Source organism: Streptomyces sp. NPDC025793 (assembly GCF_055558375.1).
On record NZ_JBVHMR010000080.1, the window covers coordinates 1 to 18,423 of the forward strand.

Annotated in this window: 15 protein-coding genes and 3 pseudogenes; 9 read left to right on the forward strand and 9 right to left on the reverse strand. The window is 70.7% G+C overall.

Features of this window, described 5'->3' with window-relative positions:
- Together ACZ4MF_RS46585 and ACZ4MF_RS46590 are read left to right on the forward strand one after the other, a co-directional pair.
- Positions 1-351 (forward strand): annotated as a pseudogene (locus ACZ4MF_RS46585) (Na+/H+ antiporter); the annotation flags it as partial.
- Between the two features lie 67 nt (positions 352-418).
- Positions 419-1,231: pseudogene (locus ACZ4MF_RS46590) on the forward strand (aldo/keto reductase); the annotation flags it as partial.
- Here ACZ4MF_RS46590 and ACZ4MF_RS46595 read toward each other — a convergent pair.
- The 3 genes from ACZ4MF_RS46595 to ACZ4MF_RS46605 form a co-directional block, all read right to left on the reverse strand.
- Positions 1,194-1,865 carry an enoyl-CoA hydratase-related protein gene (locus tag ACZ4MF_RS46595; protein ID WP_467500216.1) on the reverse strand — a complete coding sequence of 224 codons (672 nt, stop codon included), beginning with the start codon at positions 1,863-1,865 and terminating at the stop codon, positions 1,194-1,196. The pseudogene ACZ4MF_RS46590 and the gene ACZ4MF_RS46595 sit on opposite strands and share 38 nt — an antisense overlap.
- Positions 1,866-2,040: 175 nt before the next feature.
- Entirely contained in the window at positions 2,041-3,084 is a 1,044-nt protein-coding gene (locus ACZ4MF_RS46600; protein WP_467500217.1) for an SLAC1 family transporter, read from the reverse strand.
- A 72-nt stretch (positions 3,085-3,156) separates the two neighbouring features.
- A complete protein-coding gene (locus ACZ4MF_RS46605) occupies positions 3,157-4,173 on the reverse strand; it encodes an alcohol dehydrogenase catalytic domain-containing protein (RefSeq protein ID WP_467500218.1) in 1,017 nt (338 codons plus the stop codon).
- Between the two features lie 234 nt (positions 4,174-4,407).
- On the opposite strand from ACZ4MF_RS46605, the gene ACZ4MF_RS46610 reads away from it, so the two are divergent.
- Positions 4,408-4,980 carry a TetR/AcrR family transcriptional regulator gene (locus ACZ4MF_RS46610; protein WP_467500220.1) on the forward strand — a complete coding sequence of 191 codons (573 nt, stop codon included), beginning with the start codon at positions 4,408-4,410 and terminating at the stop codon, positions 4,978-4,980.
- Between the two features lie 42 nt (positions 4,981-5,022).
- On the opposite strand, the gene ACZ4MF_RS46615 is transcribed toward ACZ4MF_RS46610, so the two are convergent.
- The gene (locus ACZ4MF_RS46615; protein ID WP_467500222.1) at positions 5,023-5,859 is read right to left on the reverse strand and encodes a SpoIIE family protein phosphatase; all 837 of its coding nucleotides are present in this window, start codon (positions 5,857-5,859) and stop codon (positions 5,023-5,025) included.
- A gap of 40 nt (positions 5,860-5,899) precedes the next feature.
- On the opposite strand from ACZ4MF_RS46615, the gene ACZ4MF_RS46620 reads away from it, so the two are divergent.
- Together ACZ4MF_RS46620 and ACZ4MF_RS46625 are read left to right on the forward strand one after the other, a co-directional pair.
- Positions 5,900-6,982, forward strand: a complete 1,083-nt coding sequence (locus tag ACZ4MF_RS46620; RefSeq protein WP_467500224.1) for a PP2C family protein-serine/threonine phosphatase — start codon at positions 5,900-5,902, stop codon at positions 6,980-6,982.
- Between the two features lie 58 nt (positions 6,983-7,040).
- Positions 7,041-7,220, forward strand: a complete 180-nt coding sequence (locus ACZ4MF_RS46625) for a hypothetical protein (RefSeq protein WP_467500226.1) — start codon at positions 7,041-7,043, stop codon at positions 7,218-7,220.
- Between the two features lie 320 nt (positions 7,221-7,540).
- Here ACZ4MF_RS46625 and ACZ4MF_RS46630 read toward each other — a convergent pair whose 3' ends face one another.
- Complete coding sequence (locus ACZ4MF_RS46630; RefSeq protein ID WP_376295554.1) at positions 7,541-8,098, reverse strand: DinB family protein; 558 nt, start codon at positions 8,096-8,098, stop codon at positions 7,541-7,543.
- Between the two features lie 427 nt (positions 8,099-8,525).
- Here ACZ4MF_RS46630 and ACZ4MF_RS46635 point away from each other — a divergent pair, with 427 nt between their 5' ends.
- Positions 8,526-8,813 carry a hypothetical protein gene (locus tag ACZ4MF_RS46635; protein ID WP_467500228.1) on the forward strand — a complete coding sequence of 96 codons (288 nt, stop codon included), beginning with the start codon at positions 8,526-8,528 and terminating at the stop codon, positions 8,811-8,813.
- 391 nt (positions 8,814-9,204) lie between these two features.
- Here the strand turns inward: ACZ4MF_RS46635 and ACZ4MF_RS46640 are convergent, their stop codons facing one another.
- Positions 9,205-11,982: an ATP-binding protein gene (locus tag ACZ4MF_RS46640; protein WP_467500230.1), complete on the reverse strand. Its 2,778-nt coding sequence runs from the start codon at positions 11,980-11,982 to the stop codon at positions 9,205-9,207.
- Between the two features lie 248 nt (positions 11,983-12,230).
- Positions 12,231-12,356, reverse strand: a pseudogene (locus tag ACZ4MF_RS46645) (IS5/IS1182 family transposase); the annotation flags it as partial.
- A gap of 163 nt (positions 12,357-12,519) precedes the next feature.
- On the opposite strand from ACZ4MF_RS46645, the gene ACZ4MF_RS46650 reads away from it, so the two are divergent.
- Both ACZ4MF_RS46650 and ACZ4MF_RS46655 read left to right on the forward strand, forming a co-directional pair.
- Complete coding sequence (locus ACZ4MF_RS46650; RefSeq protein ID WP_467500232.1) at positions 12,520-13,734, forward strand: trypsin-like serine peptidase; 1,215 nt, start codon at positions 12,520-12,522, stop codon at positions 13,732-13,734.
- A 244-nt stretch (positions 13,735-13,978) separates the two neighbouring features.
- Positions 13,979-15,247 carry a protein kinase domain-containing protein gene (locus tag ACZ4MF_RS46655; RefSeq protein WP_467500234.1) on the forward strand — a complete coding sequence of 423 codons (1,269 nt, stop codon included), beginning with the start codon at positions 13,979-13,981 and terminating at the stop codon, positions 15,245-15,247.
- A gap of 291 nt (positions 15,248-15,538) precedes the next feature.
- On the opposite strand, the gene ACZ4MF_RS46660 is transcribed toward ACZ4MF_RS46655, so the two are convergent.
- Together ACZ4MF_RS46660 and ACZ4MF_RS46665 are read right to left on the reverse strand one after the other, a co-directional pair.
- A complete protein-coding gene (locus tag ACZ4MF_RS46660; protein ID WP_467500236.1) occupies positions 15,539-16,384 on the reverse strand; it encodes a hypothetical protein in 846 nt (281 codons plus the stop codon).
- 59 nt (positions 16,385-16,443) lie between these two features.
- Positions 16,444-17,094, reverse strand: coding sequence for a papain-like cysteine protease family protein (locus ACZ4MF_RS46665; protein WP_467500238.1), 651 nt, complete (start codon positions 17,092-17,094; stop codon positions 16,444-16,446).
- 356 nt (positions 17,095-17,450) lie between these two features.
- Between ACZ4MF_RS46665 and ACZ4MF_RS46670 the strand changes: the two genes are divergently transcribed.
- Positions 17,451-18,332: a hypothetical protein gene (locus tag ACZ4MF_RS46670; protein WP_467500240.1), complete on the forward strand. Its 882-nt coding sequence runs from the start codon at positions 17,451-17,453 to the stop codon at positions 18,330-18,332.
- Positions 18,333-18,423: the final 91 nt, after the last annotated feature.

Sequence of the window (18,423 nt, forward strand, 5' to 3'; positions counted from 1 at the left end):
GCCCGCGAGGAGGCCCGGACCCGCCGGCACATCGCCCGCGCCGCTCTCGACGAGCTCAAACTGCTGGGCGATCCGGAACAGCTCGCCGACCTGGGCACCGCCGCACAGGGCGCACTCAAACAGGCCCGTCGTCATCTGGAAGCCCGCATCCACCAGGTCGAAGACGCCCACTACAGCGACCCGGACGCCCGCCCCGCCGACGCCTACCGCGAGATACGCCGGACACTCATCGCCATCGAGGCGGCCGAACTCCAGCGCCTCTACGAAGCGAACAAGATCAGCCACGACACCCGGCGCCGGATCCAGTACGAACTCGACCTCGAAGAAGCCAGCCTCCGCCCCCGCGACTGACTGCCGGCTTCAGCAGCCTTCCTCATACGCCGGTGGGGAACCGGACAAGACCTCGGCGCTCGACACCGCGGATGTCTACTCCGGCGGGGAGTCGGAGGTGATCGTGGGGAAGGCGCTCAAGGGCCGCCGCGAAGAGATCGTGCCGGTCACCAAGTTCGGGCTGCCCATGGGAGATGACGCCAACCGGCGCGGCGGCTCGGCCCGCTGGATCCGGCGCGCTGTCGAGGACAGCCTGCGCCGACTGGACACCGACCTCTACCAGATGCACCGCCCGGACCCCGACACCGACATCGACGAAACCCTCGCCGCCCTGCCGGACCTGGTCCGTGCGGGGAAGGTCCGGGCCCTCGGCGGCTCCTTCCTCGCGCCCGAGGAAACCGTGGAGGCCCAGTGGACGGCCCAGCGCCGCGGCCACCACCGCTTGCGCACCGAGCAGTCCCCGTACTCCGTCCTCAGCCGCGGCATCGAGAGCCGCGTGCTGCCCACCGCCCAGCGGTACGGCATGGGAGTGCTCACCTTCGGCCCGCTCAACTCCGGCTGGCTCTCCGGCCGCACCGATCCCACCAGGGGGCACCGCAACGCAGGGGTCGGGGCGAAGATGTTCGACCTCTCCCAGCCCGGCGTGCAGGCCAAGGCAGACGCCGTCCAGAAGCTCACCGCACTGGAAGCAGTTCTGCCGGTCGGCCTCACGGGCGGTGGCCAGTGCCTCGCTGACGAAACACGGGGCGCCGCGGGAGCTTTTTGTCTTGCCGCCGCGCATCCGCACGGTGGCGATCACCGGCCGGGAGGTGGCTTGGCGGTCTTCGTGCCCGCCCGGGCCGGCGATTGCCCCTGGTACGGCCTCAGCCCAGCGGGTCGGTCGTGTCGCGGAGCATGGTGAGGACGGGGGTGTACATGCGCGTCTTGATGGTTCCGAGGCTGTCTCCGGCCTTGCTCGCGTGAGCCTGGGCGAGTTCGAGGGCCGCGGTGCGCAGGGCGCTCTCGTCCACGGCCTGATCGACGATTCCGGCGGTGGCCGCTTCCTGGGCGCCGAAACGACGGGCGGAGACCATGGCGTGCTGGGCCGTCTGCGGGGTCAGCCGGGACTGGACGAGGGCGGACATGCCCGGAGTGAAGGGGATGTTGATCTCTGCCTCGGGCAGGCACCAGAAGCCGCGGTCGGCGCGCATGAGGCGGAAGTCGTGGGTCAGGGAGAGCATCGCTCCGGCGGCGAACGTGTGTCCCTGCAGTGCGGCAACGCTGATCAGCGGGAGGGACAGGAACCTTGCGAACAGACCGTGGACGGACTTGACGTAGTCCACGCGCTCGTCGCTGTGTGCGGCGAGCCACTCGAGATCCAGACCGTTGGAGTAGAACTTCCCGGTCGCAGCGGTCACCAGGGCGCGGGGACCTTCCGACTTCTCCACCTCGTCGAGAGCTGCGTCGACCGAGGCGATCCAGTCGGGGTGGAAGCGGTTCTCCCCGTCACCGAGGTCGAGAACGAAGACGGCGTCGTGGCGGTCGAGCGTGGGCATGAGGGCTCCTTGGGACGTTTCGGTGGGGCAGGGCACATGGGTCGGGTGGGGTTGGGTTCTGCTGGGCCGCAGACCGGGGCCGCGGGCTGTCACCGTCCGGTGGACCGGGCCGGTGGGCGCTGGAGGAACGCGGTGATGCCTCCGGCATGCGTCTCTCCGCCGCCGGAGCGGGGGGTCAGCTGAGAAGTGTTCGCCGGGCCCGGTGACGCAGGGTGGCTGCGGCCAGCAGGGCCAGCGCCGAGGTCGCACCGGTAAGGAGGATGCCGGTGAGGGCCGGCCCTCCGGGGAGTGCGGACGCGTGGATCCAGCGGATGGTGAAGTTGGTGGATGCCGCCACCGGGAAGCTGAAGATCCACAGGCCCGGATGGAACGCGGGCTGGTGCATCTCGGGGAGAAGGAAGGCGACGAGGAGGACGGTGAAGAGCAGGGTTCCGGCGAAGCCGTAGCCGACGGCGTCGAAGGCGCCCTTGTGAGCGGCGGTCCAGGCGATTCCGCCCGTCGCCGGGGGGATCGTGAGGACGGTGAGGGCGGGGCGGGCGGGCCCGGGCAGGGGGCCACCGGTGACGAGGCTGCCGAGGATGACGGTGCCGAAGGCGAGCCAGTACAGCAGTCCCACCGCGAAGGCGGCGTCGGCGACACCGGGCAGCCTGAGCGTGGAGGCGACGGCGCTCGCCACGAAGGGTGCGGAGGAGAGGGGCAGCAGATAGCCCGGGTGCAGTGCGGTGGTGCTCAGGGCGCCCGTGAGCCAGTGGGCCAGAAGGCGTGCGGCGAGCAGGGCGGCCACGGTGAGGAATATCGCGTAGACCCAGCGTGCCCCCGTGGGCCCGAAACGGGAGAAGTGTCCCGCGATCAGCATGCCGATGATGGGGACGTACGCAAGGGCGAAGCCGTCGCCGGGATGACGCAGGTCGTGGCGCAGGTTGCGCCACCGGGTCCCGCCATGGCGCAGGTACTCGGCCAGCAGCACCAGCCAGATGAGACCGCTGACGGTGAACAGCGCGTCGCTGACCTGTAGAGCGGGCGGAAACGTGATTACGGCCGCCTGCCAGGCTCCGCCGAGGCCGGCGGTGCCGAGGGAGACGGACAGCAGCCTGATCCGTGCGGCACGGGTGGCGTGGGGACCGTAGGCGTCGGAGACGATGTCGGCGGCTGGACGCGCGGGCCCGCTGCCGCGCGGGGCCGTGCTGGTGTGCTCTGTCGTGTCGAGCATGTCGGTCATGGGGGAACCTCAAGGGGATTGCCAGGGCGCGGGCCGGGACTCGCCGGCCCGGCGGCGCGGGTCGTGGCGTGGTCAGGCATCCATGTTCAGGACGACGCGGAAGCGGGCCTTGCCCGCGAGCATCCGCTCGTAGGCGTCCATGGCCCGAGTGAAGGGCATGGTCTCGGTGGCGGGGCGGATGCCGTGGGCGAGGCTGAAGGCGAGGTTGTCCTCGTTCTGGATCGACGACCCGGTCAGGCTGCCGGCGATGCGGCGGGTGCCGAAGATCAGGTCGGCTGTGGCGACCGTCAGCGGATCGGGGGCGGCACCGACGACCACCAGCGTGCCGCCCGGGGCCAGCCCGCGGACCAGGGGGTTCATGGACGAACCGCTGGATGCCGTGGCGACGATGACCGACGCGCCGCCCAGGTCGGCCAGTACCGTGGCGGGGTCGGTGCCGGTGCTGTCGATGTACTCGTGGGCACCCAGCTGCCTGGCGAGCTTCTCCTTCTCCTGGCCGCGGGCGACGGCGGCGACCCGGTGTCCGAGGCTGCGGGCGTACTGCAGGGCCAGGTGACCCAGTCCGCCGATCCCCTGCACGGCTACCAGCGCGCCCGCGGGGGTGGGGGCTTGCTGGAGCGCGGTGAGGGTGGTCAGTCCGGCGCACAGCAGCGGGGCCGCCTCGACGGCGGGCATGCCGTCGGGGATGCGGACCAGTCCGCTCGCGCGGGCGTACGTCACCTCTGCGTATCCGCCGTCGACGGTCGTGCCGGTCTGTTCCTGGTTGCGGCAGTTGACGAAGTCGCCGCGGCGGCAGGGTTCGCACTCCCAGCAGTGCCCGTTCAGGAAGCCCACGCCGACGCGGTCGCCGGGCCTCCAGGCCGTGACGCCCGCGCCCACGGCATCGATCACGCCGACGATCTCGTGGCCGGGGACGATGGGGCGTGAGGGGTCGGGGCGCAGTCCTTCCACGGCCAGTACGTCGGAGTGGCAGACACCGCATGCCTCCACCCGGAGCCGGACGTGTCCGGGCTCCGGGTCGACCAGCTCTCGCTCGACGAGCCGGAGCTGGTGGACCCCGGTGGCCTCGAATGCTCGGTAGGCGGACATGACGTTTCTCCTCGGTACTGCCTCTGCCGACACAGGGAGGGCCGAGGCTGGGGGCGGGGACCGGCATCCAATATGACCGGTCGCTTCAATATGACCGGTCGCTTTAATATTAGTCAAGCAGGTCCGAGGGCATAGCCGGGCCACGATGTCGTCGTGGGCGGGAGTCACTCCCGCGGCCTGGGTTTGACCTGCGATAAGGCGACCGGACATATTGAACCCGAGGTGGTGGTGAGGATGGCACGCGCGTCCAAGCGCGAGGAGATCGCGCAGGCAGCCCTGGAGCAGTTCCGCACGCGGGGCTTCAACGCCACCGGCATCAGCGACATCACGTCGGCTGCCGGTGCTCCCAAGGGCTCGTTCTACAACCACTTCGCCAGCAAGGAGGAGAGCGCTCTTGAGGCGCTGAGCCGCTACGCCGCCGGGTTGAGGTTCGACCTGCTCGACACGCCCGGACATCCTGCGCTTCAGCGGCTTCGGGCGCACTTCGAGTTCCTGGGCGCGGACACGGTCGCCGGCGGCTTCGCCCGCGGATGCCTGGTGGGCAACCTGGGCGCCGAGGTGGCGGACCACTCCGCGGAGATCCGCTCCGCCGTCCAGGGCGGCTTCCAGCGGTGGGCCGCGCACATCCGGCGGGTGCTCACCGAAGCCCAGGAAGCAGGTGAGCTGGACGCCGCTCTCGACGTCGAGGAGGCCGCGTTGTTCATCCTCAGCGCCTGGGAGGGCACGCTGATCGCGGCCCGGGCCGACAAGACCTCCGCTCCCTTCGACGCCTTCTTCCGCATGGTCTTCGGCGTCCTCCTTCGCTGATCGCGGCCGGCCGCCCAGCACACGACTCGTCGCCGCAGCGGCCTATGGGCGCTGTGGGGGGAGGCATTGCTCGGTCCAGACCGTCTTCGCGTCGTTGGTGTAGCGGACGCCCCAGTTGTGTGCGAGCTGGGCGCAGATGAACAGGCCGCGGCCGCCCTCGTCGACCGACCGTGCGTGGCGCAGCCGCGGGGCAGAGGTGCCGCGGTCCTGGACCTCGCAGGTGAGGGTGCGGTCGTGGATGAGACGCAGCCGTACGGGTGGGGCGCCGTACCGCAGGGCGTTGGTGACCAGCTCGCTGACGATTTCCTGCGTGTCGTAGGCGGTGTCCTCGTCCAGGCTCCAGGCCGCGAGCTGCTGCCGGGCGTGCCGCCGCGCGAGGGCCGGGGCGGTGGGCTCTTCGTCCAGCGCCCAGGTGGCTACGCGGTCGGCGGGGAAGGGATGGGCGCGGGCGAGAAGCAGAATGGCGTCGCCGGGCAGGGCGTCGGCGCGCAGCCGGTACAGGACGTCGTCGCACAGGTCCTGGAGGGGCCGATCGGTGTCGGCGAGCATGCGCCGGAGCGACTGCGGGTCGCTTGTGCCGTCCTCGCCCCGTTCGGCGGACAGGAGCGAGGTCGTGTAGAGGGCGAGGACGTCTCCGTCGGCCAGGGCGACGGTGGTGGTGGCGTACGGGGGCCCTTCTCCGACACCGAGGGCACCACCGGTGGCCGGCTCCACCACTTGAGTGCTGGGACCGGGGCCGACGATGACGGGCGGCGGGTGTCCGGCGGAGGCGATGGCGCACGTGTGAGTGAACGGGTCGTAGAGCACACACAGGCAGGTCGCGCTGAGGGGCTGCGTGCGCAGGGGATCGCCGCGTGGCAGCGCCCTGCGCTCGCGCACGAGACGTGCCGACCACGTGATGCGGGCCGAACCGAGGAGCGTGCCCCAGCACACGCACACCGTCTCGGTGCTGCCCCTGCACGATGCACCGGGGGCGGTGGTCGTGGCACACGACGTGACCGGTCAGGAGAAGGCACACCGTGCGGTCCAGGCCCTGTATGCCGTCCGGGAGCGGGTGGGACAAACCCTGGATGTGGTGGCCACCTGCCAGGCACTGGTCGACGCGCTGGTTCCTGGGTTCGCCGACATCGCCGTGGTGGAAGTGGTGGAGCCTGTGGTGCGGGGAGAGGAACCACCACTGAGCCCTCTGGGACGGGATGTGCCGCTACGCCGGGCCGCCTTCGGGAACAGCGGCGGTGATCAGCAGGCCCGGGCGCATCCGGTGGGAGACGTCCGCGCTCTGCCGTTCCCGACCCCTTATGCCCAAGCCCTGGCCGACCTCAAGCCCCGCAGGATCGCCCTGGGCCCCGACACGCCCTGGCTGGCGGCCGATCCGGCGCGGGCCGAAGCGATTCGCGCATCCGGCGCACGTGCCCTGCTCGTCGCGCCCCTGACACTGCGCGGAAAGGTACTCGGATTGGTGAGTCTCTATCGCGACCAGCGATCCGACGGTTTCGACGAGAAAGAACTCGCCCTCACCCTGGAACTGGCCACGCACACCGCCCTGGGCATCGACAACGCCCGCCGCTACACCCGCGAGCACACCATCGCCGCGGCACTGCAGCGCCATCTGCTGCCCCCGGCACCTCCCTCGCAGACCGCGATCGAGACCGCCGGCCTGTACGTGGCCGACGACCGGGGGGCGGGCGGCTGGTCCAACGCCTGCGCCCTGCCCGGCGCCCGAACGGCCCTGGTGGTCGGGGAAGTCGCCGGCCACGGCATCCACACCGCCGTCACCATGGGGCAGCTGCGGACCGCCATGGCCTCGCTCGCCGCACTGGACCTCGAACCCGACGAACTCCTCGCCCGGCTCGACGACGCCACTCTGGGTGCCGACGTCACTGGTTTCAGCCACAGCGAGAACAAGCGGGAGGACGCCGAGCGGCTCGGCGCGGACCACTTCCACTCCACCGACGACGAGAGCGTCTTCCAGCCGCCGGGGGCACGTTCGATCTGGTCGTGAGCACTGTCTCGGCCGACCTGCCGCTGGGGTCCTACCTGACCATGCCGAGGCTCGGCGGTTGGTCGGTTCCATGATGGGCGGCAGCCGGGAGGCCCGGGAGATGCTCGACTTCTGCGCGGCCCACGCGCTCGACTCAGGCATCGTGTTGGTCGGCGCAGCGGAGATCAGCGAGGCCTTTAACAGGGTGGTGGAGAACGATGTCCGCTACCGCTTCGTGATCGACGCCTCGACCGTCTGAGGCGGCTTCAGGTTGTACGGCGTGGGGCGAGCGTGCCGTCCGCGGGCCGCACCAGCTCGGCGTGCCGTATCGGTGGGCAGCGGCGGGTCCTGTTCGGAGCCCGCCGCTGCGCCGTGCCCGGCGTGAGGGCCACTCCCGTCCGCGCCCTGTCCCGTGACGCCGGTTCACGGTGTGGGCAGAGCTACGCCGTGCGTGCGGTGAGGGATTTGGGGGACAGGTCGGGTGGAAGCAGGGGAGGTGTTGTCACAGGCAGCCGGTCCGCCGTCGTGATCCGGCCGTGGCGCCGCCGACGGCCCGCCTGGCAGCCCTTCACCGCGCCGTCAGCCCATGCTCTTGGCGCCGTCCAGGGACTCGCGGATGATGTCGGCGTGGCCGGCGTGCTGAGCGGTCTCGGCGATGATGTGCATCAGCACCCGGCGGGCCGACCACTGCGCGCCGGGCTCGAACCACGGGGCTTTCGGCAACGGCTGCGCGGTCTCCAGATCGGGCAGAGTGGCGACCAGGTCGTCTGTCCGGCGGGCCACTTCGGCGTAGTCGGCCAGCACACCAGCCAGCGTCTCACCGGGCAGCAGCCGGAACTCGTCGGCCCGCCGGGCCCAGTCGGCCTCGGTCATGGCCGTGAAGTCTCCCAGCGCCGAAGGGCCGTTGAGGATGAACTCCCCCCAGTTCCGCTCGACCGCCGCGACGTGCTTGATCAAGCCGCCCAGGCAGAGCTCGCTGGCGGTGGTCCGCAGCCCGGCCTGCTCATCGGTGAGGTCACGGGTGGTGAAGCGCAGGTAGTGCCGGTGTTTGGCCAGCATCTCCAGCAATTCGGCGCGCTCACCGGTGACGGCCGGCTCCCCAGCCAGGTCGCGGGTGGTCAGCTCGTTGGAGGTCATGGTCTCCGCCTTCCGGTGTTCCTGTTCCGTCGGTCAAGGCCCACAGTAGGAGCCATTGCGGTCAACTGCTGTCCTAAATTGCCAGAGCTTGTCCGGTCGATCATGGTGGGCTCGGCCGGTGAAGGGAGCCGACGCGCTGCCGCGTAAGCTCCGCGAATATCCGCCGTCGCTGGTCTGCTCGGGGCACGCCTTGTCGCTGGGTTGGGGTGGCCGTGACGGCACCGGCCCCGGCTCCTGCCAATGCCCGGAGAGCCGACGGAACTCAGCCCGCGCCACTGGGTGTTCACCGGTGGCACAGCGACGGCCGTGCCGGTCGGTGGGAGGCTCCTTCGCCTCTCGCTCGGGGTCGCCCCGCTTTTTGGCGTGGCCTACTGACTTACTCCTGCCCAGCGCGCGGCAGGACGCCGTTCGCTGAAGGCTGGATCCCATGCACAAGCTCTCTCTCGACGCTCAGGCCCGCGAACACCTGGAGTGCGCTGCCGCCGGCTCCGCGGGCCGCAGCGCCGTGAGCGTCTACGGCGGCCTCGAACACAACCTGCGTCAGACCCTCCTTGCCCAGACCGCCGGAACATCACTGGAGCGTACGGTCGACCGGGCCACCGCCCGGCACCGCGACCGGGCGCGTACGGCGCACGCGCTGCACCGCTGGGGAGTACGGCCGCGGTGCCCGGTCACCGGTGGCGACGACGTCCCGATCGGCTTCTACGCCGGATGATCCTCCGTCGACACCAACGCCACGATCGCCGTCCCTTTCTCCCGCGGCCATGAGGGCGTCGGCACACGGGCCCTGCTGGACTGCGGTCGGGCGCCGGGAGCGAGGTCGAGACGCGAGTTGCACAGGGAACGTCCGGCAGCGCAGCTCGCTCACCAGCCAGGCTCGCTGTTGCCTGAGTGCACCGACCGCCGAGTCAACACGCACGCACGGCACCTGTGCGTCGCCTTGGACACCTGCACGGACCCCGACCGTCGACTCAGCCCCGCCCCGCCTATCCCGGCACCAGCGGCCTCCTCACTTCGTGGCGGCAGGAAAAGACAGCCCCGGAGATCCCGCTCGCCCGGGATGTCACCCTGTCGCGACCCGGGTGCCTTACGTGTGCCGGGCGGCGTCAGTGACGTAGTTCCCCGGTGTCCACACGGTCCGGCTCTGCTGCCCGCTCTCCCCACTGCGCAGTGGGGCGCGGTTCACTCGGTGGTAAGCCTGCTGTGGCCATCTCCGCGCGCGCCCGCGCCGCGAGGCCTTCTGCGCCGCACCGATCCGCCACATCAGCACCCTCGAAGAGGAGTTCCGCCGACCGCTGGGCACGGCCGCAGCGTCTGAGGCCGATGGCGAAGTCAACCAGTGCCTCGGCGTACAGGTACTGGTTCGGGGACGTGCCGAGCGTCTCCACCGCGCGCCCCAGCAGCGCGAGGGCGTCCCCGTCCTCGGACACCGCAGCGCTGAAGCGCAAAGCCTCACCTTTGGCGGTGGGCGTGCCGTAACGCTCCGCTCGGCGCAGTGTCTGCGCTGCGAGAGCGCGGGCGCTCGCGGGGTCGTCCGGGGCGAGGGCGAGGGCGAGGTGTCCCGCCCAGGGACACCAGGTCGGATTGAGTATGCCTTTGGCCTCCAGCCGTTCCCCAGCGGCGGTGAGTTGGGCGATGGCTTCCTCACGAAGGCCACGGGCGAGCAGCAGGCGCCCGTACAGCGCCTGGGGGTCCGGGAAGACCACCGCGTTGGGGTAAGGGGGTGCGAAGTCGTGCATCTCGGCGACGCTCAGCGCTTCCTCGCCGTGGCCGCGGGCCAGCAGGACGTCGAGCAGCAGACCGACCGCGTACCACTTGGCGGGCAACCTGGGTCCGACGCGGTCGGCCAGTCGGACCGCCTCACGCGCGCAGCGCTCGGCCTCGGCGAGCATTCCGCGCCGAAAGTGGACCAGGCCGAGGAGGTTGAAGCCGAAGGAGAGGTGAGCTCCGCTCCATCCGACCTGCTGACACTCGGCGATGGCGGAGCTGAACAGCTCCTCCGCACGGTCGCACTGGTCGGCGTACATGTATCCGAGCGCGGTGATGCTGGGCAGTTCGAAGCCCCAGTCGGGGTCGGTGTAGCTGAGCCCCACGGCGCGTGTGGCGACGGCCAGCGCGCGCTCGGCCGGCTCACCGCGCAGCGTGGCGTCCCAGGTACGCAGGCACAACAAGGCCTTCTCTCCGACGTTCTGCCCGGACAGATGCTCGGCGAGCCGCGCGAGTCGACGGGAACGGACAGGCGCCTGTACCTCCTGTGCGTCGAAGACCCGCCACAGGTGGTGCGCGGCCTGCAGGCGCAGCCGCGCCCCGTACGACCGTGTGTGGGCGGCCTCGGCCCCCACCACGGCGGCTGCCTCGCCGAGCTGGTCGTTGTGGGCGAGGGCCTGGGCCAATCGGAACGTGGCGTCCTCTCTGAGCGCGGGGTCGAGGTCGGGAAGCTCCAAGGCCGCAGAGAGGTGGTTGACCGTGGTCGCCGGGGACGTGAGCAGAGCAGAGCAGCCGAGCTCGTAGAGCACCGCCGCGCGCTCCTCGGCCGGGGGCGGTTCGCGCAGCGCACGCTCCAGGCAGCGATGAGCGGCGTCCGGGGCGCCTTGGCGAAGGTTCTCCCGCGCGGCCGCGCGCAGTTGCTCGACGGTCTGTGGGTCGTTGCCCGGATGGGTCTCCAGCAGGTGCCGGGCGGCGACGGTGATGTTCAAGCCCGCGTCGATCACCGCACAGGCGGCCTGCCCGTGTATGGCGGTGCGCATCGCCGAAGGGATGGCCCGGTACACGGCAGTGGCGATGAGGGGGTGGACGAACTCGAGCGTCCTGGTGCCGGTCAGGATACGAGCGACGCGCAGCGTGTCCGTGGCGTCCTGCGCCTCGGCCGGTGGCAGCCCGGCCACCGAAGCCACCAGTTCGGGGGAGATCTCGGTACCGAGTACCGCCGCCGCCCAGGCAAGCCGTACGGCCCGGTTGCCGAGCTTCTCCAGTCGCTTGACCAGTCCGGTGCCGCGGGAGGACGCACCAAGGACTCGCAGCAGAGGGGCCGACTCCTCGGAGGGGGTGAGGCCTCGGTCCTGGACCTTGGCGACGAGTTCGACGGTCTCGTAGGGGTTACCGCCGGTGACGGCCCAGCACTCGCGGCAGAACGGATCGTCCGCCTCCGGCCCGAGTGCGCCGCGCACCAGTTTCGCGACCGACTCCGGGCTGAGAGCCCGCACGGTGATCGGATGCGAGCCGCGGCCGCCGACCAGTTCACGGAACGCCTCGGCCTCGGCGGGCAGTTCGTCCGGGCGGTACCCCAGGACGATCAGGACGGGAAGTTCCTGCACTCGCACGGCGAACGTGGCCAGCCAGGTGAGGGACTCCGCATCACCCCAGTGGGCATCGTCGACGACCATGACGATCGGCGCCCTGCGCACGGCGAGTTGGGTGAGCACCCAGTCCAGCCCGTCCCGGACGCCCTGTGGATCCGGCACGGCGCTACCGGCCTGCTGCGCGAAGAGGCCGACGGCCGGCCCCGCGATCTCGTACCAGCCCCCGAAGATCTCGCGACGCTCGGCCTCGGGGCAGGACGCCAGGACAGGCTGCAACAACTGCCGGACGACGTGGAAGGGAACCGTAAGCTCCTGCTCGCTGCCGCGCGCGGACAGGACCGTGCACCCGTGGGCGGCGGCCATGCCTCGGATCTCCGCCAGCAAAGTCGTCTTGCCCAGCCCTGCGGCACCGCTCAAGAACAGTAGCCCGCCACCTGAACCACCGCCGTCCGCCGAGCGGGTGCACAGCCCTTCAACTGCCGCCTGTGCGGCGGCCACTTCATCGTCACGCTCGTACAGGGGCGTTCCCGCCCGGCTGGGGCCTGCCGAACCCACTCGCCTCTTGCTGCGCTCCTGCTCCGGCACGCTATTCCCCTCGCTCCCCAGCCTGTTGGCCAGCCTAGCGAAGTGGGGCGCTGCGTGGCCGAAATGTGCAGGAATCGTGTTGATGGCCTTCCCGGCGGGGAGGAGAAGTGGTATGCCGTGTGCGCCGCCGCAGGGGGGTACCGGTCGAGTCGCAATCCCGACGCGCCGCCTACTCGGTGACCACGCAAGTCTGCGGCAGGACGGGACGGTTCGGGTCTTCGGACGCGCGGACAAGCCGCCGATGCGACGTGCTCGGGCCTGCGCTCGTAGCGGCGATGACGGCGCCGGCGTCCGATGAGCCGGGCGATGGCGCGTTCGACGCCCCAGCGATGAAGACCCCGGTGCGTCTGACGGGAACTTTCACCGCCTCTCCTCCGTTCGCCCGCGACTCCCCAGGCATAGTGGGGTGTCGCACGTGAGAGGCCTCCAAAACCATGGGTCCTTCCTCTCGTGCGCGCAGCGCGCGTGATCGCGCTCAGTATCGGCGTGCGTGGACACGGCCGAGCAAGTACACGTTCCAACGGGGGATACCGCACCATGCGTTCCATATCTGTGCCCTTCGCGCGTCGACGCGGACGGCAGCGCACCGTTCTCGCCACCACCGGGCTCGCCGCGGCCCTCGCGCTCACCGCGACCGCCTGCGGCGGCTCCGGTTCGCATACGGCGAACGGCGCCGCAGGTGCCACCGCTTCCCAGTCGGCCGGCGGCGCCGACGGCACGGTCCAGGTTCCGGCCGGCCTCGCGAACAAGCTGAAGGAGCACGGGATCGACGTCTCCCAGTGGGAGAACGGCGGCTGGAAGAACTGGGACAAGTCCAAGTGGCTCAGGGACGCCAAGGACTTCGTCAACCCGGTGATCAAGGGACTGTGGAAGCCGGATCGGATGCAGTCGGCGCAGGAGGCCAACAAGACGGTCTCCACCCAGGACGCCTCCGCCGGGCAGGGCACGAGCGATCAGCCCCCGCAGCCCGTGCAGGCTCTGCCCGAGAAGACCCCCTACCACCAGTACTCCGCCCCGGTCGGCAAGGTCTTCTTCGACTCGCCCCGTGGCCCGATGGTCTGCTCCGGCACGGTCATCAAGGACGTCAACCACCCCGGCAGGTCCAACCTCGTGTGGACCGCCGGCCACTGTGTGCACGCCGGGCGCGACGGCGGCTGGTACCGCAACATCGCCTTCGTGCCGTCGTACAACGACGACGGCGACTCCGCGGCACAGATGCGCACCGCCGGCGGCGCCGAGGCCGCTCCGTACGGCACCTGGTGGGCGGACTGGGTCTCGACCTCGAACGAATGGATCCAGCGAGGCGCCGAGGTGGGCAACGACGGGTCCCCGTACGACTACTCCATCCTGCACGTGAAGCCGGAGAACGGCAGCGGCAAGTCGCTGGAGGAGACCGTCGGCGCGGCGCTCGACGTGGACTTCTCCGCGCCCTCGGCGAACCAGGTCGCAGAGATGGGCGCCTGGGGGTACCCGGCGGCACCGCCGTACAACGGCCTGAAGATGTTCAAGTGCCTCGATCGGCCCGGCCGGCTCTCCATGGGCCCGGCGCTGCCGGACATGTACCGCATCGGCTGCACCATGACCGGCGGTTCGTCGGGCGGTGGCTGGTTCCGGGTGGTGAACGGCAAGACCGTGCTGGTGTCGAACACCTCGATCGGCCCGGCGGACCACTCCTGGCTCGCGGGCCCGCCGCTGGGCCAGGAGGCGCAGGCGGTGTACGAGAGCATGAGCCGGAAGTACGGCGGACAGTGACGCACGCGTGACGAAGGGCCGCTCCTGTCGACAGGGGGCGGCCCTTCGCGTTGGCCGTCGGAGCCCGTGTGGGCCCGCCGGGTCTGTGCAGGCCGTTGGTGTCCGTCAGTGTCCGCCGGAGTGTCGGGGCGCGGCCCCCGACCACTGCCGGGGCGTGCCACAAGGCCGGCCCTGGATCACAGAGATCCCACAAGAACCGCCCCTACGGTGCCTCGGCGGAAGTCGGCAACGAGGGGGGAACACCATGGATCGCTCACGTCATCTGGGCGGACGCTACCGTCTGGAAGAGGTCCTGGGGCACGGAGGGATGGCCGAAGTATGGCTGGCATACGATGTGTTGCTGTTCCGCCAGGTCGCCGTGAAGACACTCCGGCCGGAACTGGCGGCCGATGCCGAACACTGGGCGCGTTTTCGCCGTGAGGTCGTCTCGGCGGCCCTGTTGGGCCACCCGTCCGTCGTCGCCGTGTACGACGCGGGCGAGGACACGATCGACGGTCACCTCGTCCCGTACCTCGTGATGGAGTACGTCAAGGGTGCCACGCTGCTCCAACTCGTGCGCGAGGCACCGAGTGTCGGGCCCGAGTACGCGCTGGAACTCACCGCCGGCGTGCTGGAGGCGCTCGATCATGCCCACCGTCACGGCATCGTCCACCGGGACATCAAACCGGCGAACGTCATGCTCGGCGACGAGGGCACCGTGAAGGTGACGGATTTCGGTATCGCCCGCTCGGTGGATCGGGCGGGTACGACCCTCACCCGTACGTCGGTGGTGGTGGGCACGGCCGAGTATCTCTCGCCGGAGCAGGCCCGGGGCGAGCAGGTGGACGCCCGTACCGACCTGTACTCGACCGGCTGCCTGTTGTACGAACTGCTCACCCGCCGGCCTCCGTTCACCGGTGACAGCCCGCTGGCGGTGGCCATGAAGCACCTCTCGGAACCGCCGGTGCCTCCCTCCGTCCACGTCCCGCAGTTGCCCGCCGCCTACGACACCCTGGTGCTGCGCGCGCTGGCCAAGGACCGTGCGGACCGGTACCAGACCGCCGAAGAGATGCGCGACGCCATCGGGAAGGTACTCACAGAACGTGCCACGCCGGTCACCTCGGCTCGGCCGGCTCCGCCCGCTCCGCCTGCGACGCTTCGGCACACCCAGCCACAGTCGCCCCGGGATCCCCGGAAGGATCGCCCCGTGCGCCGACTGCGCATCCGCCGGCCACTCCAGGCGATGGCGGTGCTGGTGGGGGCCGCCGTGTGCACCTACGTGATCATCGGATCCCAGGCCCCTGCTCGTCCCCGGATCGCGGCACCCTCGCTGATCGGTGACACGATGGCCGAAGCCCGATCGAGCGCCCAGGCAGCCGGCGTACGCGTCCAGCCCGTCCGACACCGAGCGTGCCCCCACCCCGGCACGCCCGTCGGCCGAGTATGTGAACAGACACCCTCGCCCGGCGGCCAGGTCTCACGTCACGCCATCCTGCGGATCACCCTGTCTCCCGGCACACCTCATCAGCGGTAGACCTGTCTTGCGCGACCGAATACGACCGAACGCGACCGACCTCGGGGCCATCGCGCGGTACGGAGAGCGGGGGCGCGGTGGATGTGAGGGACCGCTGGGATCGTGCGGCGGCCCAAGTGCCCGGGGAACGGGACCACTTGGCGGCGAGGCGTGGACGCTGATGCCGATGGGCGCGAAGTCCGGTCGCCGGCCGGCAGGGGTGCGGCGGCGGCTCACCCCCGTGCGTCAGACCGGGGATGAGCCTGAGGCACGGGGGCGCGGGGGTCCGGGGATCCGGCCCGGGAAGCCCACTCAGCCGACGCGGCGCGAGCGGCGCAGGAGGCGGAGGCCGAAGCAGGTGCCGAGCAAGGCGGCGACAGCCGCAGTGGCGGTGCCAGCGGTGACGGCTGCTCCAGCGGTCGCCGTGGGGGCGGGGGACACACGCGGGGGCGCGGCCGTACCGCCGTAGCCGCCGCCCTTGCCCGCCCGGTCGTAGGCGGACCCCGGGAGCTTGTCGGCGTATTTCGCGTGGACCCGGTGCTGGTAGGCGGCGAGTGTCATGCCGCCGTTGCCCACGGCGCGCCGTGCGTCGGGGTCGAGCGGCAGCACACGGCCGTCGCGCACCATGTACCACGCGTCGATCTGCGGTTCCTCGAAGACGGTTCCGAGACCGTGCGCCTCGCTGACGTAGTCGGTCTCGTCGCCCCCGGTCGCGATGTTGACGACCTTCCAGCCCTTCGCCGTCCGTGCGGTCCACACCGAGGCGACCTGGCCGTCCGCGGAGACCGCCTTGCTCGCGACGAACTGCCGGTCGGCCACGGGGGCGCCCGGGCGCCCCGCGACGAACCCCGGGTCGAGGAAGGAGACGGTGACCGACGGCCCGACGAGGTGCGGCCGGGCCGCGCGCTGTGCGATCGCGCCGTCGCGGGCGAAGAAGCGAGAGAGGGTGAGGAGGGTGGCCGGGGCCGACGCCGCATCACGTGCCTGAGCGGTGTCGGCGGCGGTGAAGGGCGCGGGGAGGGTGCCGGTGGTCGCCGCGTGGGCGGTGGCGGGGGCGAGAGCGCCGAGGGCAGCGGTGACGGCGAGCGCCATGACCGCCACGCTCTTGCGGACGGGCTTACGGCCGGCGGGCGCGTGCCGGTTCGGCGTGCGGTGCATCGACGACCTCGGGGTTGGTGACGTCTGGGCCGGTGACGTGCGGATCGGGGTCATCGGGGTCACGCTCCGATCCCGTAGAGCGAGTGGGTCCACGTGAACGTGTTGTTGCTCACGTAGTAGTCGTAATCCCCCCAGTTGTAACGGTAGTTGGAGGGCCACGGGTCGCCCCAGTAGACCTGGTTGGTGGAGGTGTCGTAGCCGTACAGCACATGCATGTGCCCGCCCCCGGAGTTCCACTCGATGCGCGTCTCGACCGGGCGATCGGCGCTGATCTCCGTCTGCACGGTGCTGTAGCGCAGGTATCCGCTCACGTACCTGCCCGGGTTGATCCCCATCCAGTCGAGGGCGTTCTGCACGTCGTCCAACGCCGCCTGCCAGTTGCCGCAGGCGCTGCCCTGGGGCCGGTTGAAGGCGGCGTCACAGAACTGGTTCTGGGTGTAGTTGCGCCCGAACCACGAGGCGATGGTGTCGCCGCTCGCCGCCCAGCACCAGTTGCTGTTCTCCTGGGCCTGCATGGTGATGTTGAGCCGCTTGGCGGCGGGAACGGCGGGGTGAGCCGCGGCCCGAGGAGCGGCGTGCGGGGCGGAGTCGGAGGCGGAGTGCGGGGCGGCGTGAGCGGTTGCCGCGGGCACGAGGACGGCCGCCAGGAAGGCGACGGCCGCGAGGGCCGTTGACGCCGGCCGTCTACGACTTCGGGTGGTGATGGACATGGCGTTCCTCCCAGTCAGGGTGGGGGTGGAGGAGCGCGTCCGGACGCTGCGACAGCAGCATCGATCTCTTGTCGGGTTTCGGTCAATGACGTTATCCACAGGGCTGGCGGCGAAGTGAACACCACCCGTACGGTTGTGAACGCCACAGCAGGTACCAGCAGGTGGCAGCGCACGTCACGCCCTGTTCCAGGACGGGGAAGTGAACGTTCATAGGTAAACGATCCGAGGGGGGTGGGGGGAGGGGAGAGGCCCAAGTGACAGCACACAGCACCGATCGCCGCACCACCCCACGCTCCGCCGGTCCGGCCCCCGGCTCGTCCCGCCGCCCCACACCCGAGGCCGAACTCGCCGAAGTCCTGCGCACCGGCCCGTTCTCCGCCGCGCTGCGGGCCGCGCTCGCCGCGCGCGGGCTGGCTCTGCATCGTGTGCAGCACCGGCTCGCCCAGCGCGGCATACGTGTCGGTGTGACCAGCCTCAGTTACTGGCAGCGCGGGGTCCGGCGGCCCGAGCGGCCCGAGTCGCTTCGCGCCGTCACCGCGCTTGAAGAGGTCCTGGACCTTCCGCCGCAGGCCCTCACCCGTCTGATAGGCCCACGTGCCACCAGCGGCCGTCCCCCGGCCCGCCCGTATCGCACCCTGCTCGAACCGGCCGCCGCGCTCGAATCGCTGCTGGCGAGTCTGGCGGCACCGGCGGACGGCGGGCTGCACACCGTCATCCACTACGAGCACGTTCACATCGGTGCCCATCGAGAGCTCACCGCCCGCGACTCCCGACACGTCGTACGGGCCCACCGCGATGGCGTCGACCGCTATGTCGCCATCCATCACGGCGACCCTGGCTGCGACACGGAACGAGTACGGGTACGAGGTCTCGGCAACTGCCGGGTCGGGCGGATCCGACGTCACGGTGCTTCGGGAGTGATCGTCGTAGAACTGCTCTTCGACGGGCGGCTGAGAGCCGGCGAGACCGCCGTCCTGGGGTACCGCTTCGAGGACGGAACCGGCGCGCCCAGCGATGAGTACGTTCGCGGTTTCACCTATGGTGGCGGCCAGTACGTCCTCCAGGTCGGCTTCGACCGCACCGCCCTGCCCGTCCACTGCCGCCGCTTCTCCCGCCCCTCCGCGACCGCCCCTCGCGAGGCGTTCGCCGATCTGACACTGAACGCCCATGGCTCCGTCCACCTCGTGGAGCAGCAGATACGGCCGGGCGTCCTCGGCATCACGTGGGAATGGGACTAGGCCGTTTCTGATGGCTCTTGGACGATGTCTCGGAGCCAGATGACGATCGCTGTGATGGCCAGGGTGCCGTTGAAGATGTAGTCGCGTTTGT

Bases quoted from the DNA above. Each gene is read 5' to 3' on its own strand.
- ACZ4MF_RS46630 (WP_376295554.1), bottom strand. From the start codon at position 8,098: ATGACCTCCAACGAGCTGACCACCCGCGACCTGGCTGGGGAGCCGGCC.
- ACZ4MF_RS46655 (WP_467500234.1), top strand. From the start codon at position 13,979: ATGGATCGCTCACGTCATCTGGGCGGACGCTACCGTCTGGAAGAGGTC.
- ACZ4MF_RS46665 (WP_467500238.1), bottom strand. From the start codon at position 17,094: ATGTCCATCACCACCCGAAGTCGTAGACGGCCGGCGTCAACGGCCCTC.
- ACZ4MF_RS46635 (WP_467500228.1), top strand. From the start codon at position 8,526: ATGCACAAGCTCTCTCTCGACGCTCAGGCCCGCGAACACCTGGAGTGC.
- ACZ4MF_RS46600 (WP_467500217.1), bottom strand. From the start codon at position 3,084: ATGACCGACATGCTCGACACGACAGAGCACACCAGCACGGCCCCGCGC.
- ACZ4MF_RS46595 (WP_467500216.1), bottom strand. From the start codon at position 1,865: ATGCCCACGCTCGACCGCCACGACGCCGTCTTCGTTCTCGACCTCGGT.
- ACZ4MF_RS46610 (WP_467500220.1), top strand. From the start codon at position 4,408: ATGGCACGCGCGTCCAAGCGCGAGGAGATCGCGCAGGCAGCCCTGGAG.
- ACZ4MF_RS46660 (WP_467500236.1), bottom strand. From the start codon at position 16,384: ATGCACCGCACGCCGAACCGGCACGCGCCCGCCGGCCGTAAGCCCGTC.
- ACZ4MF_RS46605 (WP_467500218.1), bottom strand. From the start codon at position 4,173: ATGTCCGCCTACCGAGCATTCGAGGCCACCGGGGTCCACCAGCTCCGG.
- ACZ4MF_RS46650 (WP_467500232.1), top strand. From the start codon at position 12,520: ATGCGTTCCATATCTGTGCCCTTCGCGCGTCGACGCGGACGGCAGCGC.